At 66.8% G+C, this 22,749-nt stretch carries 23 protein-coding genes, 1 tRNA gene and 1 pseudogene; 9 read left to right on the forward strand and 16 right to left on the reverse strand.

What is annotated here, in order from left to right; translation table 11 throughout:
- Positions 1–78: 78 nt before the first annotated feature.
- Genes D7316_RS20425 through D7316_RS20435 form a run of 3 tightly spaced genes read right to left on the reverse strand, consistent with a single transcriptional unit; the run spans position 79 to position 2,740 of the window.
- A complete protein-coding gene (locus tag D7316_RS20425; protein WP_124709881.1) occupies positions 79–1,062 on the reverse strand; it encodes an aldo/keto reductase in 984 nt (327 codons plus the stop codon).
- A 30-nt stretch (positions 1,063–1,092) separates the two neighbouring features.
- Positions 1,093–1,863 (reverse strand): SDR family NAD(P)-dependent oxidoreductase, encoded by a 771-nt coding sequence (locus D7316_RS20430; RefSeq protein WP_124709882.1) that lies wholly within the window; start codon positions 1,861–1,863, stop codon positions 1,093–1,095.
- Complete coding sequence (locus D7316_RS20435) at positions 1,832–2,740, reverse strand: creatininase family protein (protein WP_124709883.1); 909 nt, start codon at positions 2,738–2,740, stop codon at positions 1,832–1,834. Before D7316_RS20435 ends, D7316_RS20430 begins: the two co-directional genes overlap by 32 nt.
- A 257-nt stretch (positions 2,741–2,997) precedes the next feature.
- Between D7316_RS20435 and D7316_RS20440 the strand changes: the two genes are divergently transcribed.
- The gene (locus tag D7316_RS20440; protein WP_124709884.1) at positions 2,998–4,017 is read left to right on the forward strand and encodes a LacI family DNA-binding transcriptional regulator; all 1,020 of its coding nucleotides are present in this window, start codon (positions 2,998–3,000) and stop codon (positions 4,015–4,017) included.
- Between the two features lie 119 nt (positions 4,018–4,136).
- On the opposite strand, the gene D7316_RS20445 is transcribed toward D7316_RS20440, so the two are convergent.
- The 3 genes from D7316_RS20445 to D7316_RS20455 are packed head-to-tail and all read right to left on the reverse strand — an operon-like array spanning position 4,137 to position 7,509.
- Complete coding sequence (locus D7316_RS20445; protein ID WP_124709885.1) at positions 4,137–5,042, reverse strand: LLM class flavin-dependent oxidoreductase; 906 nt, start codon at positions 5,040–5,042, stop codon at positions 4,137–4,139.
- 56 nt (positions 5,043–5,098) lie between these two features.
- A complete protein-coding gene (locus D7316_RS20450) occupies positions 5,099–6,235 on the reverse strand; it encodes a DNA adenine methylase (RefSeq protein ID WP_232016998.1) in 1,137 nt (378 codons plus the stop codon).
- 56 nt (positions 6,236–6,291) lie between these two features.
- Positions 6,292–7,509: a DUF418 domain-containing protein gene (locus D7316_RS20455; RefSeq protein WP_124709886.1), complete on the reverse strand. Its 1,218-nt coding sequence runs from the start codon at positions 7,507–7,509 to the stop codon at positions 6,292–6,294.
- A gap of 113 nt (positions 7,510–7,622) precedes the next feature.
- On the opposite strand from D7316_RS20455, the gene D7316_RS20460 reads away from it, so the two are divergent.
- Positions 7,623–8,207, forward strand: a complete 585-nt coding sequence (locus D7316_RS20460) for a TetR/AcrR family transcriptional regulator (protein WP_124709887.1) — start codon at positions 7,623–7,625, stop codon at positions 8,205–8,207.
- Positions 8,208–8,388: 181 nt separating this feature from the next.
- Here the strand turns inward: D7316_RS20460 and D7316_RS20465 are convergent, their stop codons facing one another.
- The 6 genes from D7316_RS20465 to D7316_RS20490 all read right to left on the reverse strand — a co-directional run bounded on the left by D7316_RS20465 (position 8,389) and on the right by D7316_RS20490 (position 14,448).
- The gene (locus D7316_RS20465) at positions 8,389–11,052 is read right to left on the reverse strand and encodes an MFS transporter (protein ID WP_124709888.1); all 2,664 of its coding nucleotides are present in this window, start codon (positions 11,050–11,052) and stop codon (positions 8,389–8,391) included.
- Between the two features lie 35 nt (positions 11,053–11,087).
- Positions 11,088–11,897 carry a YceI family protein gene (locus D7316_RS20470; RefSeq protein WP_124709889.1) on the reverse strand — a complete coding sequence of 270 codons (810 nt, stop codon included), beginning with the start codon at positions 11,895–11,897 and terminating at the stop codon, positions 11,088–11,090.
- A complete protein-coding gene (locus D7316_RS20475; protein ID WP_124709890.1) occupies positions 11,894–12,727 on the reverse strand; it encodes an MSCRAMM family protein in 834 nt (277 codons plus the stop codon). Before D7316_RS20475 ends, D7316_RS20470 begins: the two co-directional genes overlap by 4 nt.
- Complete coding sequence (locus D7316_RS20480) at positions 12,727–13,248, reverse strand: MarR family winged helix-turn-helix transcriptional regulator (RefSeq protein ID WP_124709891.1); 522 nt, start codon at positions 13,246–13,248, stop codon at positions 12,727–12,729. The genes D7316_RS20475 and D7316_RS20480 overlap by 1 nt, the downstream gene beginning before the upstream one ends.
- 235 nt (positions 13,249–13,483) lie before the next feature.
- Positions 13,484–13,972: a DoxX family membrane protein gene (locus D7316_RS20485; RefSeq protein ID WP_124709892.1), complete on the reverse strand. Its 489-nt coding sequence runs from the start codon at positions 13,970–13,972 to the stop codon at positions 13,484–13,486.
- Positions 13,969–14,448 (reverse strand): DM13 domain-containing protein, encoded by a 480-nt coding sequence (locus D7316_RS20490; protein ID WP_124709893.1) that lies wholly within the window; start codon positions 14,446–14,448, stop codon positions 13,969–13,971. Before D7316_RS20490 ends, D7316_RS20485 begins: the two co-directional genes overlap by 4 nt.
- Before the next feature lie 153 nt (positions 14,449–14,601).
- Here D7316_RS20490 and D7316_RS20495 point away from each other — a divergent pair, with 153 nt between their 5' ends.
- The 4 genes from D7316_RS20495 to D7316_RS20510 all read left to right on the forward strand — a co-directional run bounded on the left by D7316_RS20495 (position 14,602) and on the right by D7316_RS20510 (position 17,918).
- Positions 14,602–15,279: a response regulator transcription factor gene (locus D7316_RS20495; RefSeq protein WP_124711472.1), complete on the forward strand. Its 678-nt coding sequence runs from the start codon at positions 14,602–14,604 to the stop codon at positions 15,277–15,279.
- On the forward strand, positions 15,276–16,421 hold the full coding sequence (locus D7316_RS20500; protein ID WP_197718277.1) for a sensor histidine kinase: 1,146 nt from the start codon (positions 15,276–15,278) through the stop codon (positions 16,419–16,421). Before D7316_RS20495 ends, D7316_RS20500 begins: the two co-directional genes overlap by 4 nt.
- 101 nt (positions 16,422–16,522) lie before the next feature.
- Positions 16,523–17,404: a polyphosphate kinase 2 gene (ppk2, locus tag D7316_RS20505; protein ID WP_124709894.1), complete on the forward strand. Its 882-nt coding sequence runs from the start codon at positions 16,523–16,525 to the stop codon at positions 17,402–17,404.
- Between the two features lie 85 nt (positions 17,405–17,489).
- Positions 17,490–17,918, forward strand: coding sequence for a hypothetical protein (locus D7316_RS20510; protein ID WP_124709895.1), 429 nt, complete (start codon positions 17,490–17,492; stop codon positions 17,916–17,918).
- On the opposite strand, the gene D7316_RS20515 is transcribed toward D7316_RS20510, so the two are convergent.
- Both D7316_RS20515 and D7316_RS20520 read right to left on the reverse strand, forming a co-directional pair.
- Positions 17,915–19,498 carry a DUF222 domain-containing protein gene (locus tag D7316_RS20515; RefSeq protein ID WP_164473824.1) on the reverse strand — a complete coding sequence of 528 codons (1,584 nt, stop codon included), beginning with the start codon at positions 19,496–19,498 and terminating at the stop codon, positions 17,915–17,917. The two genes, D7316_RS20510 and D7316_RS20515, sit on opposite strands and share 4 nt — an antisense overlap.
- A gap of 179 nt (positions 19,499–19,677) precedes the next feature.
- The gene (locus tag D7316_RS20520) at positions 19,678–20,283 is read right to left on the reverse strand and encodes a pyridine nucleotide-disulfide oxidoreductase (RefSeq protein WP_124709897.1); all 606 of its coding nucleotides are present in this window, start codon (positions 20,281–20,283) and stop codon (positions 19,678–19,680) included.
- A gap of 247 nt (positions 20,284–20,530) precedes the next feature.
- Between D7316_RS20520 and D7316_RS20525 the strand changes: the two are divergent.
- A pseudogene (locus tag D7316_RS20525) lies at positions 20,531–20,800 on the forward strand (hypothetical protein); the annotation flags it as partial.
- Between the two features lie 10 nt (positions 20,801–20,810).
- On the opposite strand, the gene D7316_RS20530 reads toward D7316_RS20525, so the two are convergent.
- Positions 20,811–21,335 (reverse strand): hypothetical protein, encoded by a 525-nt coding sequence (locus D7316_RS20530; protein WP_124709898.1) that lies wholly within the window; start codon positions 21,333–21,335, stop codon positions 20,811–20,813.
- Positions 21,336–21,546: 211 nt separating this feature from the next.
- Between D7316_RS20530 and D7316_RS20535 the strand changes: the two genes are divergently transcribed.
- Complete coding sequence (locus D7316_RS20535; RefSeq protein ID WP_124709899.1) at positions 21,547–22,008, forward strand: DUF4383 domain-containing protein; 462 nt, start codon at positions 21,547–21,549, stop codon at positions 22,006–22,008.
- Positions 22,009–22,069: 61 nt separating this feature from the next.
- A complete protein-coding gene (locus D7316_RS20540) occupies positions 22,070–22,621 on the forward strand; it encodes a dihydrofolate reductase family protein (protein WP_124709900.1) in 552 nt (183 codons plus the stop codon).
- A gap of 16 nt (positions 22,622–22,637) precedes the next feature.
- Here the strand turns inward: D7316_RS20540 and D7316_RS20545 are convergent.
- Positions 22,638–22,708: transfer RNA gene (locus tag D7316_RS20545), tRNA-Gly, on the reverse strand.
- Positions 22,709–22,749 lie beyond the last annotated feature (41 nt).

Here is a 22,749-nt window from a genome sequence, read left to right on the forward strand (position 1 = left end):
GACCGCATGGCATTGCCCGCAATACGACGAAAGCGGCTTGCGCAGTGCGCAAGCCGCCTTCTTATCGCCGGGGGACGGTCAGTCCCAATGGGTGGCGTTGTTGAAGTTCTTGATGAACCGGTGGCGGGTGCGGATCGTGTCGAAGACGTCGTCGGGTAGGTCCGGACCCTCGACTGCGGCGATGTTCGCGACGGCGTGTTCGGGTTGGTGCATGCTCGTGAGAGCAGTGGTGATGCCGCCGGCCTGGGTGACGAACTTCAGGGCGAGGGCGGCCAGGCTCGGCGCGTACTCGGGGACGAATTCGCGCAGCGCTTCGACCTTGTCGAGGTACACGTCCCGCGGCAGCGTCGCATCGAAGTAGCCGTCGAGGTAGTGGCCGGCCGGAAACGCGGTATCGGCCGTGATCGCCCCGGTCAAGCCGCCTTCGTCGAGCACGCAGCGGGCCATGACCGCGACGCCGTGACTGTGCGCCAACGGGACGAGTGCGTCGAGCGCCAACGGGTCGAAGATGTTGACAATGGTCTGGACCGAATCGATCAGACCGCTGGTGACCAGGCCGAGCGCAACGTCGGATCGGTGATCGGGCAGGGACACTCCGATGCTGTCGACCAGGCCTTCGTCCTTGAGTTCGGTCAACTCGTCCATCCAATGGCCTGTCAGACCCCACGTCGGCCACCACAGGTGCAGTTGGAGCAGGTCGAGTCTGTCGAGACCGAGTTCTTTGAGTGACAGTTCGGCGCTGGCCCGAACCTGCCCCCGGGGGAAGACCGTCTCGACGTCGACCGGCATACCCCATCGCCGGCGTGGCCCCAGCGATTCGACCTTCGTCGCCACGATCGGCATCTCACCCGTCCAGCCGCGTAACGCTCTGCCCACCAACGATTCCGATGGTCCGTAGGCTCTCGCCGTGTCGATCAGGGTGACGCCGGAGTCCAGCGCTCGATGTATCGCGGTGGTGCCGGCGGACTCATCCGGCGTGCCGAACCAGTGCGATAGTCCCATCGCACCGAAACCCAATCGGCTGACGCGTTTTCCGGCGATCTCGAGGTCTGCGTAGTGCATCGTGTCGTACCTTTCTGGATTGGCTCGATCTCACCCGCGGGGAGTTCCGGACGAAGCCGAGACTCCCCCGTCGACGGGGATGATCGCGCCGGTGATGTAGCTCGCGTCGGGACTGCACAGAAACAGTGCCGCCCGCGCGATGTCTTCAGGGTCTGCGACGCGGCGCAGGGCTGTGCGATCCATCAGCCGGTCGTAAAAATCATCGTCGGACAACCGCTCTTCGGTCAGGCGTGATCGTGTGAAGCCCGGGGCCAGCGCGTTGACCCGGACGCCGTCGGCGCCCAGATCCAATGCGAGGCTCTGCATCAGCGCGTTGACGGCTGCTTTCGTGGCGTTGTAGCCGAACATCCCCCAGTCCCCGCGCAGTCCGGCGATCGAGGAGATCGCGAGAAAGCTGCCGCGCGTGCGACGCAGGTGCGGCACACTGGCGTCGGCGAGTGCGACCATCGCGTCCAGATTGATGCGCCGCAACCGCTCCCAGGATGAGAGGTCGCCGATGCGACTGGGTTCGCTGGTGCCCGCACTGGCAACCACGGCGTCGAGCTTGCCGAACCGGGCCGCCGCTGCGGCCACCGCGCCCGCGGGGGCGCCGTCCTGCGCGAGGTCGGTGGGATGCACCAGCGCCTGCTCCGCCGGAAACCCGCTCACGGCCTCGTGCAGCGACGTGGCCGATCGACCGGTCACGGCGACCCGAGCGCCTTGTTCGAGGAAGGCCCGCGCCACCGAGCGGCCGATGCCCGTGCCAGCACCGGTGACGAGGACAACTGAATCACTGAAGGGGTAGATGACCGTGGTGATCATGCCGTTCCCCTCGAACGGTCGACGACGCAACACGGCCGAGTGCCGCCGGCCCGCGGATGTGCTGAGGCGAGGGATTCTCGTCGGGATCCTGCTCGGACAGCGTCCGCCATTCGGCACGCCGGGCGAGTATGCGTCGCCAGATGAGTTCGGTGTCGTCGATGCTCAGCGGATCGATCGTGGTGTCGAGCGGGCCGAGGTCGGTGATCCTCCGGCCGAGTTCGTCCAGGGCGGCCTCCATGATGGCGCGCCCATGTTCACCCGAGGCCTCGACGGCGTCATCGCCCTGAGCGAATCGGCCCAACGGACTGGAGCTCTCGTCCGGCACCCGTCCGAGATCGACCAGATCGGGGCGCACGTGAAGGAGCTGTGACAGTTCGTAGTTGCCGGCATGATCGCCGGCGAACACTCCGCTGACGAGCTCTGGGTCGCTGACGGCCAGGATCTGAATCGGGCGGGTGATGGTGAACTCCTCTGCCACGAGGCGTAGATCGGCCTGGTTTCCGTGGTGCCCGGTCACGATGACGATTCCGCGGAAACCGGCGTTCGCGAACGCCCGCATCTGGAAGAGCAGCATCCGCAGCAGGACATCCGGCGGTACGGCGGCCAGATAGGGGTTGGGTCCGCCGATGACCTCGGCGAGCCATGGGCGGTGATAGCCGGTCTCGTGGATGTGATAGCCCTGCGTGGGCGCAACGACGCCACCGTGCCGCCTGGCCGCCTGCTCGCACAGCCATACGGCCTTGAAGGTGTCGAGTCCGAAGGCCGCCGGGTGGCCATGCGGTTCACATAACCCCATCGGCAAATACACGAGTGGCTGCTCTGCTTGACGCGCGACGAACTCACGCGGCATCAGTTCCTCCCACCGGACGATGGTCATGAGTTCTCCTCGGTAGACGTGGTGGGCGACCGCATCCGTTATGGGTCAGCGGAGTGGCCGGGAGGCGTGTTCATGGCAAGATGTCACTCGGGTCGGGTACCTGCCATCGCGCCGCCGTCGAGCGCGAAGTGGCACCGACCTCTATAGCTCGATCTATACGGAAATTAGCAGCACTGTGGCCCGGGACACAAGGGTCTCGGTAGATATTCCTATAGTTCGATCTATATGTGGTCCATTTGATGGTCGGAAGGAGCGCGATGCCCGAGCACACGAACGGGTCGACCAAGGCGCCGACGATGGCAGACGTCGCCGCACGTGCCGGAGTCTCGCGTGCACTCGTGTCGACGGTGTTCCGAAACGTGCCGGGTGCCAGTCCGACGACCCGCGAACGCGTGCTCAAGGCCGCCGCCGACCTCGGCTACCGCGTGGACAACCGTGCCCGTACGTTGCGGAGCAATCGGACTGGTTTGGTGGGAGTCGTCTTTCGCGTCCAGGATGCTTTTCACTCCGACTTCGTCGAGGCGCTGTACCCGGTGGCCGACAAGAGTCGCTTCAACCTCGTCCTGAGCGCCACGACACGCGCCCGATCCGAAGTGGACGCGGCCGAGGCGTTGTTCGACGACAGGTGCGAGGCGCTGATCCTGGTGGCACCGCAGATGCCGGACACCCAGTTGATCGATCTGGCCCAGCGCAGCCCGACGATCGTCGTCGGCCGCAAGATCCGCTCCACCGCAGTCGATGTCGTTCGCACCCCCGACGAGGAAGTGGTGCGCCTCGCCGTCGACCACCTCGTGTCGCAGGGGCACCGCCGAATCGCACACCTTGACGGAAGGTCCATCCGCGGCTCGGTCGACCGGCGGCGCAGCTACCTCAAGGCCATGCGCGGACTCGGCCTCGAGGAGCACGCCACCGTCATCGCCGGCGGCAACACGGAGATCGAAGGCATGCGGGCTGCCGAGACCATCCTCGCCGCGCCAGTGCGCCCGACAGCGATCCTGGCGTTCAACGACACCCTCGCCGTTGGCCTCATGTTCGGCCTCCGGCAAAGCGGAGTCGCTGTCCCCGAAGAGATCTCGGTGATCGGCTACGACGACATCCACATGTCGGCGCTGCCGTTCATCAATCTGACCACCGTTGGCCAGGACGCCACCGCGACGGCGCGCGGGGTGCTCGACCAGGTGGCCGGACGCCTCGACGACAAGTCTCCGGCAGGCAGCGAAAGGCTCGTCCCGCCCTACCTCAAAGTCCGCACCACCACGGCGAGACCGACGAGCTGAGCCGGCCGCGGCCGCGTCGCCGAAGTGGACCTACCACCGTTCACGCACCGGTGTGCGCGCACGATCGCGACGACCTCGGTCAGGAAGCGCAGGCCAGGAGGGGTGGCCACGTCACCGCCTCAGCCGAACTCGGCGGCCACCTGGGCGGCCCGACGCAGTTGTTCGGGATCGGAGCTGGTGGGGATGAGCTGGACCTCGTCGGTCCCGAGGTCGGCGAAACGCCGAAGTGTGGCAGCGAGCTCCTTCTCGGTGCCGGCCCATCCGGTGGTCGGCGCGATGGCGTCGACGAAGTCGGCGGGGATCCAGTTCATGTAGTGACGGAGATGGCGGTGCACCTGTTCGCGTGGGTCGTCGCCGGTCCCGTCGCGATTGCCGAGTGCGAACCAGAACGACGTGGCCAGGTGGGGAGCCGGTTTGGCGGCGTCTGCCCACGCGGCGCGGGCGACGTCGAACAGTTCGTTCTGCTTGGCCAGGTCGAGGTCGAGGGTCACCCCGGCGACGCCGCTCGCCCAGGCCGCGGCGCTGCGGATCGTCTTGGGGCCGGTCGTCCCGACGTGGAGCTCGGGTCCGCCCGCCTGCACCGGGCCGGGTCCGACGGGCAGCACCGACTCGGTGATCTTCTCCCCGGCCCAGACGCGGCGCATGATGTCGACCCGATCGGCCATGCCGCGGATGTTCTGGGTCGCGGTGTCGGCGCCCACGGCGTGGTAATCCTCGTGACGACCGCCGATGCCGAGGCCGACGGTCAGCCGCCCGCCACAGAGCATGTCGCCGGTCGCCAGGGCCTTGGCGAGCATCACCGGGTCGTGCAACTGCGGGACGACGACGGTGGTCACCAGCCGGACGCGGCGCGTCCACGCCGACAACGCGCCGAGCAGGGTGAGGGCGTCGGGATTGTCGAACGCGATGCGCTCACCCCAGCAGAGGGAGGAGAAGGGGCCGTCGTCGATCTCGGTGGCCCAGGTCCGCAGCAGGTCGGCGTCGAGACCGGGTTCCATCACCGGCATGGTCATTCCGATGCGCATCCCGGAGTTGTAGCACGACGGACCGTCCCCGCGGTGACGTGTGCGTCGGATGGGCCTCAGCGTTTGTCGACGAGGAACAGGTGTTCGGTGACGTGAACACCTCGGCCTCGCAGATTCCGGCTGCCGCGGAAGGTGTTGTAGCGCGACCGGAACTCGGTCACGGTGCCGACAGCGGAAAGGATCTCGAGCATCTGCGCGGGAGGGATGAACCCCTCGTCGTTGAACGAGACGATGAGGAACCGGGCGTCGAGGGCGACGGCCAGATCCGCGAACAGCGTCGCCGATTCCCGACGGACGTTGTAGCCCGACCGTTTCCAGTCGACCGGGATGCCGGACACCGGGCTGATCTCCGTTGGTCGACGGTGATCCACCAGGAGGTTGAGCATGAAGTAGTTGGAGCCGTAGGGATGCTGGTTGTACGGCGGATCGAGGTAGGCGAGGTCGACCGGGCCGACGACGTCGGGCAGGGCGTTGGCGTCGATCTGCAGCACACGTTTGACGGCGTCGTGGCGACTCAGCACGGGCGGCGACAGCCGGATCGCACCCAGGATGCGCACCAGCGCGTCGTCGCCGGAACCGCCGAAGCGGCCGAGGCCGGTGAGGCGATCCTTGTGGAATCCCTTGAAGATGCCGGACGTGTTCGCATGGATCGACGCGGCGGAGAGCAACGGCGCCAACAGAAATGGCCGATATCGGAGTTCGGTCTGCTGGATGAGGGTCGCGTACGCGTCGAGTCGGCGGGCGTTGTCACGGGTGTAGAAGACGCGTTCGCCCGGGCGGATCGCGAGGTCGTCGGCCGGTGCGTAGAGATCCTCGATGAACCCGCCGACCGAGAACCCGTCGTCGACGGTGGCATTGATCCGGTCCATCAGCGACGCGACGGTACCGAGGTCGACGTCGGCCCGGTTGGTGAGATGGCACTCGCTCATCACCCGCGCATACGACTCGAGATCATTGGCGATGACCGTGTGGGCGCGTGATTTCAGCAGCCTGGAGACGACGCCACTGCCCGAGAAGGCGTCGAGCACGCTCATCTTGTGGCCGAGCTGCGCCTGGACCTGCGCGGCGGCCCGATCGATGAGGGGGAGCAGGGCCCGCTTGTTGCCGATGTAGGTGAGCAGCTGATCGGACAGGAAACGCGGATCCTCGGGCGCGGCAACGTCCATCGTGGGTGGCTCGGGATCGCGGCTCACCTGCGTGGTCACCTCGCAGCTCGGCAGGGCGTCTGATGGACTGCGGCCTCATCGTCTCACGAGGAGGCACCTGTCGGGGTGCGGTCGGCCGGTTCCGTCGTCCGCGACCGCCCGGTCCGGTGCAGTCGCGCATAGCTGCTGTGCCAGAGCCATTCGAGGGGACCACGCTCGAATCGTCGGAGCCACAGCCGCGAGAGCACCATCAGCACGACGGTGATGCCGAGGAACAGTCCGATCGTCGCGGGCACCACGGTGGTCGGGTCGAGGCGTGCGGCCAGGCCGAGTCCCCACCCGTAACAGATCGCACCGGCCAGTGCGTTCTGGAAGACATAGCAGCTCAACGCCGTCCGGCCGATCGGGGAGAGGGCGCGGCCGAGGACTCCAGGCGACCGGCCGTCGGCGTAGAACGCCGCGATCGCCGCGAGGATCCCGAGTGCGACGATCGGCGCGAGCAGGTAGCGGCCGATGATCAGGCCGGCGTCGCCGCCGGTGATGCCGACGACGAGGTCGATCGGAAACGCGACGCCGAGTCCGAAAACCATCAGCCGCCTCCGCAGCCGGCCGGCCGACGGTACGCGTGTCGTCGGTTCGAGGACGCCTGCCCGCAGGAGCGCGGCGCCGACGAGGAACAGCGCCACCGACATCGGCAGGATCATGACGACCTCGGCGCGGAACAGCGCGATGTGCTCGGCACGGAACACGACGAGATCGAGGAACGAGCCGTCGGCGTACGGATTGGGGGACAGCGGTTGTGCTCGGTCGGTCGGTGGGGCGGTCGCGAGCGCGGTGACGATCAGGGTCAGCAGCAGCAGATGGATGACTGCGGCGATGATCAGCGCGACATGTTGTCGCCGGATGGTCGTCGACAGGATGAACGCCACGATCAGGCCGGTGACGGCGTAACCCATCAGGACGTCGAACTCGGTGAAGAGGAAGTAGTTGACGGTGCCGTCGACGAAGAGCAGTGCTGCGCGCCAGGGATAACCGCCGGGCCACGGTTCGCCACGACGTTCCGCGGAACGTTGCTGGATGGCGAGACCGATGCCGAACATGATCGTGAGCAGGCCGAGGAACTTACCCTGGGCGAGCTGCTGCAGGACGTCCTGGACCAGGGACCACGCCCCGGTCGCCTCGTGGGTGCCGTTGAGGTAGCCGACCAGGCCGTCGACGTTGGTGAAGATCCAGATGTTGGTGGCCAGCGTCCCGAGAATGGCGACGCCACGCGCGACGTCGAGGGCGGCGAAGCGTCGGGGTGCGGTGGGCAGGTCCGTCACGGTTCCTCCGTCGTCGTCGGGAGTCGTCCAGGGGGCAATGCGCACTCGATCTTGGTGGCACGACTGTGTTGGCAACGCGGCCTAAGCTAGCACAGCTGAGCTACCATGCGGAAGTGCCCAAACTGATCGACCACGACGCCCGACGAGCCGAGATCGCGGAGGCGCTCTGGCGGGTGGTGCTCCGCGACGGGGTGTCGGCGGTGTCGATCCGGGACGTCGCCGCCGAGGCGGGGATCTCCGCCGGGTCGTTGCGACATGTGTTCGCCGACAAGGAGGAGATGCTCGCGTTCTCGATGCGGCTGATCTACCTGCGGGTCGGCGAACGCGTCGTCGAGCATGCGGCGATCCGCGACCCGCTGCGGCGCGCGGAGGCGATGCTGTCGGAGGTCCTGCCCTTCGACGATGTGCGCCGGGTCGAGATGCACGTGAATCTGGCGCTGGTCACCGATGCGGTCGCACATCCGGGGCTGGCCGAGGCCGGACTCGAGGCGCACGACGGTCTGCGGGCACTGTGTCGGCGGGTGCTCACCGATCTGAGCGACCACGGGCTCGTCGACGGGCGGCACGATCTGGAGGCGGAGGCGATGAGACTGCACGCTCTTGTCGACGGGCTGGCGGTGCATCTGCTGCTCGGGCACAACGACGCGCCCGCCCGGGTGCGGCGGCTGGTCCGGGATCACCTGGGGTCGTTGCGATGAGGGGCGCGCCCGCAGGTCCCGCTCTCCGGAAACCGCCCCGCCGGAAACCGCCCCGCCGGAAAACCGCCCCCGCCGGAAAAGCGCCCCCGAAATGCGCCCTCCGTAGCAGGGCCATCGACGCATTGTCGACGGGTTCGCTACGGAGGGCGCTTTTCGGGGGCCGGGCCTGCCCGGGTAGTCGCTACGACACAGCCGGACTCCGGCCCGCACCCAAACCGATGTCGGCGACGTTGCGCTCACCCGCCACGACCTGAACCTGGACGGCGGCGGGCTCGTACATGTTGGCGACGATGGTGAACTGGGCGTCGGTGAGACCCTCGATCCGGTATCGACCGTCCGCGTCGGTGGTCACCGATGCGACGATCGTCTGCTCGGGTCCGATGGCCGACACGGTGGCACCCTCCAGCGGTGTGCCGTCGGCGGTGCGCACCGAACCCTGCACGCCGCCGATGGCGACCAGCAGCAGTTCGATCCCGTTGTGCGAGGACGCGTCCACGGTCACCAGCTGGCTCGTCGGCTGGTAACCGGGAACCGACGCCGTCACCGCGACCGTGTCACCCTGCGCCAGGCCGGCGATGGCGAAGCGGCCCTCGGAGTCGGCGTGCACCTGGGTGACCACCGCGCCGGACTGATCGGTGACGACCAGACTCGCGGCCAGGGGCCGCTGCGCGTCACGCACGACGCCCCGCACCGTCGATCCGCCGGCCAGCGCGAAGTCCCGCCGGAAGATCAGGTCGCCGACCACCGACACCGTGAGGGCGCGCGGAGAGCGGCCCGGTGCCGTCGCGATCACCGTGTAGGTCCCGTCGGCCAGATCGTGGATGCCGTACGACCCGTCGGCGTGCACCGCGGCGGAGCCCGCCTGATGGCCGCGGACATCGGTCACGGTGACCGCGGAATCAGCCAGCGGCACTCCGTCGGCCGTGGTGATCCGACCGGCGATACGCGGCCGCTCGGCCTGCGATCCGGCCGTTCCGGCCGACGTCAGACGATGCCGGGGCAGGGAGTCCGCTGCCGCGGCCGACCGCGGTTCGTCGATCAACTCCGACGGTGTCCCGACTCCCGCGTCGGCGGCCACCGCCGCCAGTTCCGCTCCCACGGTCTCCGGCATCAGCGGTGCCTTCTTCGATCCACCGGTGAACAGCGACGCGATCGCACCCAGGACGCAGCAGATCAGGGCGAAGGTGAACGCCGCCGTCAGGCCGTCGGAGAACGGATCGCTGATCAGATGCGGGAAGAACTCCAGTCCGGTGAGGTGATCGACGCTCGACTGTGGAAGTCCCTGCAGCGCTTGACCACCCACCTCCCGAATGGGGTTGTAGCCGAGGAAGGCGGCGAACAGGATGCCGACCGTCGGCAGATGTGCGATGCCGTTGGCGGTCGCGTCCGGCATGCCGTTGGCGGTCAGTCCACTCAGCATGGCGGTCGGCAGGTGCTTGCTCAGACCCGCGATCATCAGTGAGAAGAACAGTCCGATCGACAACACCATGGCCGCGTTCTGGAACGTCGTCATCATGCCCGCGCCCGATCCCCGCGACGTGATCGGCAGGCTGTTCATCACCTCGGCGCGGTTCGGCGAGGCGAAGAGCCCCATGCCGATTCCGTTGATGAGCATGATCACCGCGAACACCCAGTAGGTGAAGTCCACGGGGATCGCGATCAGCGCCGCGAACGTACCCGCGGTGATCAGCATGCCGATGGTGGTGAACCACTTGGTGCCCAGGCGGTCGGAGAGGAAGCCGGAGACCGGCGCGCTCAGCAGGAAGCCGATGGTCATCGGCACCATGTAGATGCCCGCCCACAGCGGGGTGCGGGAGTAGTCGAAGCCGTGCTGCGGCAGCCAGATGCCCTGCAACCAGATGATCAGGATGAACTGCAGGCCACCACGTCCGATGGAGGCCATCAGGTTGGCGAGGTTGCCGAATGCGAACGACCGGTTCTTGAACAGCGACAGTTCGAAGAGGGGACTGTCGACCTTGGTCTCGATGAACACGAACGCGATCAACACGATCACGCCACCGATGAGCCCGGTGAGGACCCACGGGTTGCCCCACCCCATGTTGGATGTCCCGTACGGCTGGATGCCGTAGGTGATCGCGATCAGGATCGCGATGAGTCCGACCGCGAACGTGATGTTGCCCCACCAGTCCATCTTGGCGCGACGGCGCTCGCCGGTGTCGTGCAGCTTGAGGTAGGCCCAGATGGTGCCGACGACGCCGAAGGGCACCGAGACGAGGAAGATGAAGTGCCACTGGATCGGTGCGAGCACGCCGCCGATCAGCAGGCCCAGGAACGAACCGGCGATCGCCGCGACACCGTTGATGCCCATGGCGAGTCCGCGTTGGTTGGCGGGGAAGGCGTCGGTGAGGATGGCCGAGGAGTTCGCCATCAGGAACGCGCCGCCGACGCCCTGGATGATGCGCCAGAAGATCAGCCAGATCGCGGCCTCGCTGCCGTCGAACCAGGTGATCGCCAGAAAGATCGATGACACGGTGAAGATGGCGAAGCCCATGTTGTACATGCGGGCTCGGCCGAACATGTCGCCGAGACGGCCGAAGCTCACCACCAGCACGGCGGTGACGACCAGGAAGCCCATCATCATCCACAGCAGATAGCTGGTGTTCTGCGGCTCGAGGGGATTGAGGTTGATGCCCTTGAAGATGTCCGGCAGGGCGATGAGCACGATCGAGCTGTTGATCGTGGCGATGAGCATGCCCAACGTGGTGTTCGACAGCGCGATCCACTTGTAGTTGGGCCCGAGTTCGTCGAGCGTTCGTTGCCGGGACGGTCGCGCGGCGCTACCCGCGGCGCGCGCGTCGGCTTCGGCGACTGCATGATTCGACATGTGTGCCTTTCAGGTCAGGAGGAGTTCGGGTCGGTTCAGGAGCTGGTGCGGACGGCCTGGATGTCGAGGCTCACGGTCGCGGTGCTGCCGATCTGAGCCACTCCGCTGATCAGCTTGTCGTCGAAACTGATCCCGAAGTCGTTGCGTTGCAGCGACCCGGTGGCGCGGAAGCCGGCGCGGTGACCACCCCACGGGTCGTCGACCTCACCGAGATAGGTCAGTTCGAGGGACACCGGCACTGCGGTGCCGCGCAGCGTCAGAGTGCCCGAGAGCGTCCACGCCTCATCGGTCGACGGCCGCACCTGCGACGCCCGGAACTCGGCGATCGGGTACTGCTCGGCGTCGAAGAACGCGTCGGAACGAAGGTGGTCGTCGCGGGTCCGGTTGTCGGTGTCGATGCTCGCCGTCTTGATCTCGGCGATCACCGCCGACTTCTCGATGTCCTCGGCCACCTCGATCTGACCGGTGAAGTCGCCGAAACGTCCTCGGATGGTGGCGATCCCGAAATGACGGACACTGATCTCGATGGTCGAATGGCCGGGGTCGATCTCCCAGCGGCCGGTCGCCGGGACGGGTGCGCCGCCCGCGCGGGCAGCGGTGATCTGTCCGAGATTCAGCGCGCCGGAACCGGATACGACCGCAACGCGAGCGGTCGGTTGATAGCCCTCGGCCGTGATCACCGCGGTATAGGTGCCGGTGCCGATGTCGGCGGCGACCAGGGCGCCATCCGCGTCGGCGCGCACGATGGCCTGCTGTTCGCCGGCCTGCGACATGACGGTCATCACCGCTCCCTCGAGGGCACGGCCGGTGGAGGTCGACACGCGTGCCGTGATCGTTCCGCTCATGCCTGCCCCCTTGCCCCGAGGACGAACTCGTGCGTGACGACCCGTCCGGCCTCGATGTCGATGGTCGCCGCGACCGGCGCATAGCCGTTGGCGATGACGGTGTAGTCGCCGGGCGCGAGGTTGGCGAACAGGTAGCGCCCGTGCTCGTCGGTCAGTGCGCTGGCCGCCATCTCGCCGGCGTCGTCGAGCAGCGCTACCTGGCTGTGCGCCACCGGCGAGCCGTCGGCGGCGGTGCCGTCGGTGATCACTCCGCCGAGTTCGGCGGCGGTGCGCAGGACCACGTCGATCGTCGCGGCGGCGGTCCCGTCGATGGTCACGGTCTCGGCGACCGGATCACAGCCGGATGCGGTGACGATGACGGTGTAGGTGCCGCCCGACAGTCCGCTCACGTCCCACCGGCCGTCCGCGCTGGTGACGGCGGTGGCGGTGACCTGTCCGGTGCGGTCGGCGACCGCGACGGTCGCCTTGGCGACGGGCTCGCCGGTGGCGGAGGTGGTCACGACGCCGCCCAGCGCGGCCATCGACGACAAGGTGACCTCGACGTCGACCGGACTGCTGCCGACGGCCACGGTGACCGCAGACGGTTCGTGGCCGTTCGCCGAGACGACGAGCACGTAGTGGCCACCCGCGGCGACCCGGATGACGAACGTGCCGTCGGGATTTCCGACGGACCGGGCGGCCTGACGGCCGTTCGGGTCGATGACCGTCACCGTCGCGTCGGCGATTGCGCTACCGTCCGCGCGACGGATGTCGCCGCGGATAGTGCCACCGGGGCTCGAAGGCGGTGACGAGTCGCCCTCGTCGCGGTGTCCGTTGATGTTGGGCTGCATCAGTTCTCCTCCTCTGTCGGGGCGTCGTCTGTGGTGGGAACAGCGGGGGCGTGGGCGCCGGGATGGACGGCGAGCTCGCACAAGGTGTCGGCGAGCAACCGCATGGCCTGTTCGACCTTCTCTCGGTCGTCCGAGTCGAGATGGTCGAGTGCCACCTCGAACAGCTGCGATTTGCGCGACGATGCGCCCCGGATGAAATCGAGCCCCGCTGCCGTCGGTGTGAGCAGGCAGACCCGCCCGTCGTGCGGATCGGCGGTGCGCACCACCATCTCGTGCCGTTCGAGTGTTGCCACCACCCGGGACATCGTCGGTCCCGCCACGCCCTCGCGGTCGGCGAGTTCGGTGGCGCGAATCGGCGCATGCTGCGCGATGGTCCACAGCGCACACATCTGACCCGCGGACAGCGGACCCTCGCCGGATCTCGACCGAACCGCGCGTCCGATCCGGATCAGATCGCGATGGACGGCCGCGGCACCGGTCGGTGTGGTGGTCGTCAGATCGATCGTGCGGGATCCGGACACGGAGACACGCCCCCTCCAACAGACAACTACTTAGTAAAGCTAAATGAAAATTACTTAGCCAGACTAAGTGAATCACCGCCCCGGAGTCGCCTCGGGACGGTGTGAGTTGGGCTACATCTGTGGCGAAAAGACCGGCAAAGCAGTCGATTTCGGACATAGGCGGCATCGGTTCGCCGGATATGTCCGAAGTCGCGACGGTGCCCACGACCGCCGCAGAAGGGTCGTCGAACGGTGATCAGCGGTGCACATCCGGTATCGCGGCCCGACTCGTCCGACGACTGACCAGCAGCGTGGGCAGTGACCACCCTGACGCGGCGTGCGGGAACGCGACGACGGCGACCGACAGCAGGACCATGATCGGGTACTGGCCGATCAGCTGGTCGGCCATCCAGTAGGTCATCAGCATGACGGCGGACAGCGCTGCGGCGGGACGGACCAGCACGCCGATGACCAGGACGATGCCCAGGCCGGTCTCCATCGCCGGGATGGCAACGCCGAAGAGTTCGGTGAGAGGGTCCATCACGAGCGTCGCGAACTCGGTGAAGTAGCCGGGCACTCGGCTGTTGGACATGGCGCCGTCGACCACCAACTGGATGTCGGCACTGCCGAAGTGAGCGCGGTACTTCAGGATTCCCTCGTTGAGCCAGAGGATGCCGAGGGCGATCCTCGCCGCACCCATGAGCACGGGTGCGGCGAGGACGCGAAGGTTCGACGACAGTGTCATGACATCAGCGGTGCGGCACCGAAGACGGCCTTCGCCTTGTCGCAGTTGATCACGACCGTGGTGTAGGAGGAGGCGTCGACACCCTCGAGCATGAAGGTCTGGGAGTCCTTGTCGTAGGCGACGGTGCCGATCTCCTTGCCGGCGCCGACCGCGGTCTGGTCGGTGCCGTTCGTCAGGTAGACGTGCAGATCGGGTCCTTCGTCGGAGGAGAATCCCGACAGGACGATCTCGTCGTCGCTGACCATCGCCATGCCGGACACGGCTTTTCCGTTGAGCCCGCCGAACTGGCCCGTCCGGGACATCTGGGCCTGCGGCGACATCATCTCCGGTGACGACATCATGCTCTGTGGCGACATCATCGCCGCGGACGACGTCGCGGCGGCCGGTTGGTCCGCGTCCGAGCTGCACCCGGTGAGCGACACCGCCGCGGCGATGAGCGTCGCGCCGACGGCGCCGGTGATTGCTGACTTGCGCATGAGTGTTTCTCCCTCTCGATGGTGTGTGACGTCCCGAACGGTAGGAGGGAAATCGGCACCGAGACCGAAGATTTCAAGAGCGTAAGAACTTCACGGCGATTATCGCGGCCACCGAGGTCTATCGTCGATGACGTGGAAGAACGCCCACGCGTGATGATCGTGGAAGATGATCCCACCGTGCTGACGGTGGTGGGTGACTACCTGCGTGCGGCAGGTTATCCGGTGGCCCAGTTCGCCGACGGAGACGCTGCCCGGATCGCGTTGTCCGCCGACGTTCCCGACGTGCTCGTCCTCGATCGCATGCTGCCGGGGGTCAGCGGCGACGAGCTCTGTCGCGAGGTGCGGGCCTCGGCACCCCAGGTCGCGATCATCATGCTCACCGCGCTCGACTCCGTTGATGAGCGGATCAACGGACTCGAATACGGCGCCGACGACTATGTCGCCAAGCCGTTTGCGCTGCGGGAGTTGCAACTTCGCATCGACGCCACGATCCGGCGTGCCCGCGGCGCCACCACCTCGGTGTCTCCGTTCGCGGTGGGACCGTTCCGCGTCGACCCCGCTCGCCGTCGCATCTGGCTCGACGACCACGAGATATCGCTGACCACAAGAGAGTACGAGCTGTTCCTGTTCTTCCTGCAGAATCCCGAGCGGATCCACTCGCGTGACGAGATCCTGCGCGAGGTGTGGGGATGGTCGTTCGGGGAGGCGTCGACGGTCACCGTTCACGTCCGGCGTCTGCGCGAGAAGATCGAACCCGAACCGCGCTTTCCCCGCCACCTGCTCACCGAGTGGGGAGCCGGTTATCGATTCACGGTGCAGGAGTCCGAATGATGCTGAGTGTCAAGGATATTCTCCTGATCGTCGGGATCACCGCGGTGTGTACGGCGGTGGTCACCGGCGTCGCGCTGCTCATCATGCGACTCAACCGGCGCGGTTCGATCACCTCCCAGTTCGCGGTGGTGGTGGCCGCGGCGCCGGTTGCCGTTGTCGCGTCGACGATGGCGATCGCGTCGGAGATGTATGTGTCGCAGCATGATCTGCAGGTGTTGATCTGGGTGGTGCTGATCTCGGCGCTGTTGAGTCTGCTCGCGGCGGTCGTGACCGGCCGGTCGGCGCGGGCCAGGATGGGTGCGATCAGGGAATCGGCTCTGCGCATCGGCGACGGCGAGGTCGTCGATGACGACGCGCACGGCTGGAAGGAGTTCGCCGACGTCTCGACCGCGCTTGCCGACACCTCCGAACGTCTGGCGGCCGCGCGGGCGGAGATCGCCCGGCTCGACGCCTCCCGCCGGCAGTTCTTCGCGTGGATCTCCCACGACCTGCGCACGCCCCTGACCGGCGTCCGGGCGATGGCCGAGGTCCTCGAGGACGGGGCCGCAGAGGACCCCGCCGACTACGCACGCCGAATCCGCGTCCAGGTCGACACCATGAGCCGCCTGGTGGACGACCTGTTCGACCTCTCCAGAATTCAGAGCGACGCGTTGGCGCTGCACTGCGAATCCGTCGGGTTGCTCGACATCGTGTCGGATGCGGTCGCCGACGTCGCGCACATCGCAACCGACCGCGACGTCCGGGTGGTGCAGGCCGGCATTGCCGACTGCATGCTGTGGGCCGACCCGCACGAGCTGACCCGCGTGGTGGTCAACCTTCTGACCAACAGCCTGCGGCATGCCCCGTCGGGGTCGGAGATCCTCGTCTCGGCCCATCGCAGCGATGATGCGCGCGTGGTCCTGAGCGTGCTGGACCACGGCAGCGGCGTGGCCGCGGAGGACCTTGGGCACATGTTCGAGATCGGTTGGCGGGCGAATACGGCCCGGACCCCGGACAAGCCGACCGGCACCGCGTCGGCGGGCGCCGGCCTGGGGTTGGCCATCGTCCGGGGGATCGTCGAGGCGCACGGCGGCGACGTGAGCGCCCAGCATGTTCCGGAGGGCTTCCGTCTCGACGTCGTGCTGCCCACGGCGGCCGGCTGATCGCACGATGTCAGGCGTCGCGCGAGCACCAGTGCCGTAGGATTCGTCGGACGCGTTGTCGGGGTCGTCGACGCGGCGCACGCGATCGGAGGAGGACACTCATGGGCAAGAAGAAGAAGTCCAAGAAGGTGAAGTCGCACAAGCATGCGAACCGCGGCACGATCGCTCCGTTGCCGGACATCGACGACCGCGAATCCGACTCCGCAACAGAGCCTCTGATGAAGAACAAAGAGTTCCGGGAGCTGATCAAACCCCTGCATGCGGAACTCGTCGCGATGCAGGAATGGGTGAAGTCCACCGGCGCGAAGGTGTGCGTGATCTTCGAGGGGCGCGACACCGCCGGCAAGGGTGGCGTCATCAAGGCGATCACCGAGCGGGTGAGCCCCCGCGTGTTCCGGGTGGTGGCGTTGCCGACGCCGACCGAACGCGAGAAGTCGCAGATGTTCCTGCAGCGGTACGTATCGCACCTGCCTGCGGCGGGAGAGGTCGTGATCTTCGACCGCAGTTGGTACAACCGGGCGGGCGTCGAGCGCGTGATGGGCTTCTGCACCGAAGAACAGTCCATGCAGTTCCTCGCCGACGTGCCGGAGTTCGAGCGGGCCGTCGTGCGTTCGGGAATCCTGCTCATCAAGTACTGGCTCGAGGTGAGCGAGGAGGAGCAGACGCTCCGGCTGCAGAGCCGAATCGAGGACCCGCGCAAATACTGGAAGCTGTCGCCGATGGACGTGAAGTCGTACACGCGTTGGGACGACTACTCGAAGGCCCGTGACGACATGTTCCGCTACACCGACACGGGCTGGGCGCCGTGGTACGTCGCCAACACCGATGACAAGAAGCGTGGCCGGCTCAACATCATCACCCACCTGCTCGGCCAGGTGCCGTACACGCCGCTCGAGGCGCCGGACATCACGCTGCCCGAGCGGGAGCTCTCCGGCTACAGCAGCCCGAATCTGGCCATCACCACGGTTCCGGTGCGCTACTGAGCCAGGTTGCTCGCCGAGCTACAACAAATGTTGAAAAACGCGGCAGCTCTGTGCATTTCACGCATCGCTGCTACCGTTGGCAAGCATGCGAAACAAGATTCTGGGTTCTGTGCTCGCCGTGGGAGCGGCTGTCGGACTCGGGTTCGTCGGCTCGGGGGCGGCGAGTGCCGCACTGCCGGCATTCGACCTGACCGATGGCGGCAGTAGTGCGACGACCTCGACCGTCGTGATCGACCGCTCCGCCGACGGCCGCGGCCCCTACACGTGTATCGCCGTCGCACGGCCGAACGGGTTGCCGCCGGGGGTGAACATCGCCATCCCGAGCAATCCGACCGTCGTACCCGCCGACCGCGCGACGCGGCTCACGATCTCCAATCTCGCTCCGAACACCGCCTACACGGTGACGGCGACCTGCACCGAGCTGCCGGGCCTCGACGTCGGCAGCGCGACCGTCGCGGTGCAGACCACCGCCGGTGGTGGGGGCGGCGGCGGGACCGGGAGTCTCAGCTTCTAACCGTCTGTTTCGTTGCTGATTCGGCGTCTGCGGTTGCGTTCGCGTTCCTGCTGTCTGCGGGTGTGCTTGGCTGACACCCGACTCTGCGAACGAGTGGGCGCTGCTGGTGTCTCCACGGTTGGAGCAGGCGTCGTGAGATCCGGCGGACCCTGGGCAGGCGCCGCGAACCGGATGCGGCGTAGCCCGGGGAACAGCACGTCGAGATGCTCGGGATCGCCCGTGACGACCAGGCCTTCGGGGGTGGTGAACTCGGTGTGCAGGCGGCCGGTGAGGTCGCGGTACTGATCGTCGATCCAGTCGCCGAACGTCTTGAGCAGATGCCCGAAGCGGTCTTTGGAATTCAGGTTGTCCGCCGTCGTCTGACCGCCACGCGCCGGATGCCGGTGGTCGTACTCGACGACGTGGTCGACGTCGGCGACGAACGACGACACCGACGAACCCGGGATCACGCTGTAGGCGTCACGAATCCGAACGAACAGATCCAACGCCGACGACGGCCGGTACGGATCCGACGGCCGATACGCGGGCAGCGTGATCGTGCCGTCCGAATTCTGCGGTGTACCCGGCGGTACGAGTGGCCTGACGACGGCATCCGGGCGGGCGATCAGGTCACGGACGTGGGCGTCGGAGACGACGCCGTGCCCTGCGACGAACCCGGCGTTGTGGGCGGTGCCGGCGGCGGTGGATTCGTCGCACACCACGTGGATGACGACCTTCGAGTCGACCGGTGGGATCGTCGAAGATTCCGGAATCTGCGCGCTGCAATCAACGTGGCCGCACTGGCATTCGAACGGAGTTCCGGTCAGCAACGCGAATGCCGCATCCGACGCACGCTGCTGCCTCGTGCGGCCATCGAACTCGCATGCGGCCGCGGCGAGAGCCTTGACCGCGGCAGCCGCGATCTGTGCGTTCTCCGCCGCCATCGTCGCGGTCAACGTCGCGGTGCCGTCCTTGCCGTCGCGCACCCACATACCGCGCGCATCCAGGGCGCGGCGACGGCGCTCGCGGACGGCGTCGGGGTCGTGGCGGAACACGATGCGATCGACCATGTCCTGCACGCGTTCGCGTGACCACGCACCCTCATGAAGATCCAGGGCCGCCGCGACCTCGACATCCACCACCGCCGCATACTCGTGACCGTCGACCAGGTCGCTGCGGGAGATGATCGTCGCCACCAGGTCCGCCGAGATTCGTCCATCACGCAGCCGTTCGGCGACCTGCGGTAGCCGGTCCCGCAAGGCGAGAGCCTGGTTGATGATCTTCTCCGCAGCGTGTTGGGAGATGCTCAGCGAGATGGCGATCCGCGCGGCACAGTCGGCGAAACCGTCCTTGAGGAACAGTGCATGCGGATCCGGATCAGACCCGACGATGCGGGCATGCAACTCGGCGGCGGTCTGGTACTTCTGCCACGCCAGAAACGACTGGCCGCGCTGCAGCGAGACGAAAGAGCCGACAAGGTCATTGGTGTCGGCGGCGGGAATCTCCTCGGCAGACACCCCGCCCGTGAACAGCGGCGCCACATCCGGCCACGGCGAGGGGACTCCCCACCACGACGACAGCGACCACGCTGAACCCGACACCGAGAACACCTTCCGCACGAAGAAACCAGGGAACACCAGGACCGTTCCCACATATCTCTTCGAACATCAGCCACTCCGGTGGGGGCCGACCTCGGGTTCATCAACAACCGATCCTGCTGACAACCACTCTACGAAACCGGTCCGACAAGAATCGATCGCGAACCTGTCGTCGCCTGGTGTCAGGCCGCCTCGACCGCGCGCAGACAGTAGCCGAGCGAATTCGGCTGGGAGAACGACCACTTGGTCTGGTCCTCGGTACAGGTCAGCGACTCGTCCGAACGGGAGACCGCCTCGGCGATGACCGTCGTCTGCGCGGGTGTCGCCGAGCAGTCGCTCTCCCGGTAGTCCACGAGCTGACCGCCGGGCATCGGGATCTGATAGCACTCGCCGTTGACGAAATTGGGTGTCATGCAGAGTTTCTGGGAGTCGCCGGCGAAGGTGAGGCTGGCACTGTTCTCGGCCGCGCAGTCGGCGCCGGTCGAGACCGTCGACGCGGCGTAGAAGGTGAGTCCGTCGGAATCACAGGTGACCTTGGTGGCGCGCACCTTTCCCTCGTCGTCGGTCTTGTCCGCGATCCGCAGACATTCGCCGACCGCGATGTCGGAGGTCTTCTCGACCGGCTTCTCACTCTCGGTGCCGATGGACACGCTGCATGCGGCGACCAACATGAAGCCCATACACGCCAGCAGGAGACCGCCGTGCCGGGCGAGCTGCCATCGCCGGCGCGGCGGGGCGTCGGCGATGTAGGTGATGTCGGGTCGGGGAGAGGAATCGTGGAACGTCATCGGAGGAGCCTTTCGGTTGCTTGTTGTGCGACGAGCATCCCGATCGGCTCTTGTGACGGACTTGAGGTCGGCTTGGTGCGCTGCGGCGCGTCCACTGCTCAGATGACGACGCTCTCGTCGCCGCGTGACGCCATCCGCTCCCCGGATCGGTATCCGCTCCCTCGATCGAAGGAGCGGATACGGATCGAGGGAGCGAGGATGGTCGAGCGGGAAGCCAGAGGTGGCTCAGCGGCCGAGGAATGCGTTGCAGGCCTTCTATGGCTTTGCCTCGCAACAGATGTCGGGCACAGCCCAGCTGGTGACCAACACGAAGGGCGGTGTCAGTTCACAGGTGGGCATGTCGATGGCGCCGCCGCTGTGGATCGTGAACTTCGCCCTGCTCTACATCCTGAAGCCTTCACTGGCGGCAGCGATGCCTGCCCACTGGGCTCCGATTCCTCCCGCGGTGGCTCGCGCCGTGCGGTCGAGTCCCAGCGGGCAGGTGCCTTTCGGCGACTACGCGTCGTACTTCCGGTGACCGATCGGCGCTACGGGGTCTGCCGGGGCTCCTGCGTCTGCCGGGGGTCTTGGGTCTGTCGCGGATCCTGAGTCTGCCGAGGATCCTGGAGGTGACGCGGGTCGGATGATCCGTTGGTGTCCGGCACCTGCCCGTGGCGCGGTGACTGCGCGGAGTCCTGTCCGGGCGCCGGCTGGCGACGATTCCCGTCCCGACCGACATCGGGGTCGATCTTGTCGGCACGGGCGTACTCGCTGTCGAGTTCCTGCCGGGATTCGACGGCTTGCTCCTGATGGGAGCGGGCATGCTCGTTGAGGCGCTTGGCCTCGGCGGCCTTCGCGTCGGCCTCGGCCTGGACCTGTCGTGCTCGGGCCTCGGACTCCTCCGCGATCGCTTCACGGTGTCGCACGGCTGACGCCTGCTCGGACGCATTCTCACGAATTTCCTGTGCCTTGACCCGCTGGTGCGATTTGCGCTGGCGCAAGATCACCAGCAAGGCGACGAGCAGGACGATCACGACGACGATGGCGATGACGACCCAGATTGCGGTATCCACGGTGTACTCCTCGGCTGACGGTGTTGTCGCGGAGGGGTACCCAGAACGGGGCGGAACCAATCCTCGGCGGGGATACGGGTATCCGTGCTCGCGGTCGGGAGATCAGCGCCCGGATGTTTGATCCGGCGCGACGCGGAAACTCTGCGTGTGCGCCCGACGTCGATCCGACGGCGCCGACATGTTGTCCGACCGAGTCGAAAGCCGGCTCCCCATGGCCACACTTCGTTCCAGCCTGACGCGCACGCCAGTGCAGACCGCCGCATTCGCGGTCGGCGTCGGCTTTGTCGTCGCGGGTGTCCTGGGCTTCATCCCGGGTATCACCCGCCGCTTCGACATGCTCGGCCCCGCCGGGCTCGACTCCGGCGCGATGCTCGTCGGGGTATTCGAGGTCTCGGTGTTGCACAACGTCGTTCATCTGTTGTTCGGCGTCGCCGGGGTGATCTGCGCCCGGCGCGGATACACCGCGCACCTCTACCTGATCTTCGGCGGGATGATCTATCTGGTGATGTGGCTGTACGGGTTCCTCGTCGATCGCGAGAGTCCAGCCAACTTCATGCCGGTCAACGATGCCGACAACTGGCTGCATCTCGGGCTCGGAGTCGGCATGATCGGGCTCGGCGCGCTATTGCGCTCGCGGCGACAGCGCGACCTGTCGAAACCGCGCCGCCGATGAACTCTTGCCGCCGAGCCGGTCAACCCCTAGAGAACGCACTGCCATTCGACGAGGAGGACCCATGCGAAAGCTGGCCGTCACGCAGAACATCACACTCGACGGATCGATCGAGATGCTGGAATCCTGGTTCGATCCGGGCGACACCACTCCGGACCTGATCGAGGAATCGCATCGTCAGGACGCCGAGGCCGACGCGTTGTTGGTCGGCAGGCAGACATTCGAGGACTTCCGCGGGTACTGGCCGCACCAGACCGACGACCAGACCGGCGTGACCGACTACCTGAACACGGTGGACAAGTACGTGGTGACCTCGACGATGACCGACCCCGACTGGGCGAACTCGACGATCATTCCCGGCGACTCGATGACCGACGGTGTCGCGGAGCTGAAGCGGCAGGACGGCAAGGACATCGTCGTGACCGGCAGCATCACCTTGACCCATGCGCTGATCGAGGCCGGACTCGTCGACGAGTATCGGCTCTTCGTGTACCCCAGCGTGCAGGGCCGCGGCCGACGATTGTTCCCGGATGGATACGAGGTCCCGACGTTGGATCTCGTCGAGGCGAAGTCGTTCGGTAACGGGGTTGCGCTGCTGAGGTACACGGCGAAGTGACCGAAGCTCTCATCGGAGCCGATGACGGGAATCGAACCCGCGTATTCAGCTTGGGAAGCTGATGTTCTGCCATTGAACTACATCGGCGTGCAAGGCGTTGACCTCGCGATCGACAGACTAGCAAACGG

Origin of the sequence: Gordonia insulae (assembly GCF_003855095.1) — a bacterium.
GTDB classification, from domain to species: domain Bacteria; phylum Actinomycetota; class Actinomycetes; order Mycobacteriales; family Mycobacteriaceae; genus Gordonia; species Gordonia insulae.

Excerpts from the sequence above, each read along its gene's own strand:
- D7316_RS20475 (WP_124709890.1), bottom strand. The coding sequence starts at position 12,727 with ATGCAGCCCAACATCAACGGACACCGCGACGAGGGCGACTCGTCACCG.
- D7316_RS20520 (WP_124709897.1), bottom strand. The coding sequence starts at position 20,283 with ATGACGTTCCACGATTCCTCTCCCCGACCCGACATCACCTACATCGCC.
- D7316_RS20500 (WP_197718277.1), top strand. The coding sequence starts at position 15,276 with ATGATGCTGAGTGTCAAGGATATTCTCCTGATCGTCGGGATCACCGCG.
- D7316_RS20510 (WP_124709895.1), top strand. The coding sequence starts at position 17,490 with ATGCGAAACAAGATTCTGGGTTCTGTGCTCGCCGTGGGAGCGGCTGTC.
- D7316_RS20470 (WP_124709889.1), bottom strand. The coding sequence starts at position 11,897 with ATGAGCGGAACGATCACGGCACGCGTGTCGACCTCCACCGGCCGTGCC.
- D7316_RS20435 (WP_124709883.1), bottom strand. The coding sequence starts at position 2,740 with ATGACCATCGTCCGGTGGGAGGAACTGATGCCGCGTGAGTTCGTCGCG.
- D7316_RS20495 (WP_124711472.1), top strand. The coding sequence starts at position 14,602 with ATGATCGTGGAAGATGATCCCACCGTGCTGACGGTGGTGGGTGACTAC.
- D7316_RS20485 (WP_124709892.1), bottom strand. The coding sequence starts at position 13,972 with ATGACACTGTCGTCGAACCTTCGCGTCCTCGCCGCACCCGTGCTCATG.
- D7316_RS20445 (WP_124709885.1), bottom strand. The coding sequence starts at position 5,042 with ATGCGCATCGGAATGACCATGCCGGTGATGGAACCCGGTCTCGACGCC.
- D7316_RS20430 (WP_124709882.1), bottom strand. The coding sequence starts at position 1,863 with ATGATCACCACGGTCATCTACCCCTTCAGTGATTCAGTTGTCCTCGTC.
- D7316_RS20440 (WP_124709884.1), top strand. The coding sequence starts at position 2,998 with ATGCCCGAGCACACGAACGGGTCGACCAAGGCGCCGACGATGGCAGAC.
- ppk2 (WP_124709894.1), top strand. The coding sequence starts at position 16,523 with ATGGGCAAGAAGAAGAAGTCCAAGAAGGTGAAGTCGCACAAGCATGCG.
- D7316_RS20540 (WP_124709900.1), top strand. The coding sequence starts at position 22,070 with ATGCGAAAGCTGGCCGTCACGCAGAACATCACACTCGACGGATCGATC.
- D7316_RS20425 (WP_124709881.1), bottom strand. The coding sequence starts at position 1,062 with ATGCACTACGCAGACCTCGAGATCGCCGGAAAACGCGTCAGCCGATTG.
- D7316_RS20490 (WP_124709893.1), bottom strand. The coding sequence starts at position 14,448 with ATGCGCAAGTCAGCAATCACCGGCGCCGTCGGCGCGACGCTCATCGCC.
- D7316_RS20535 (WP_124709899.1), top strand. The coding sequence starts at position 21,547 with ATGGCCACACTTCGTTCCAGCCTGACGCGCACGCCAGTGCAGACCGCC.
- D7316_RS20465 (WP_124709888.1), bottom strand. The coding sequence starts at position 11,052 with ATGTCGAATCATGCAGTCGCCGAAGCCGACGCGCGCGCCGCGGGTAGC.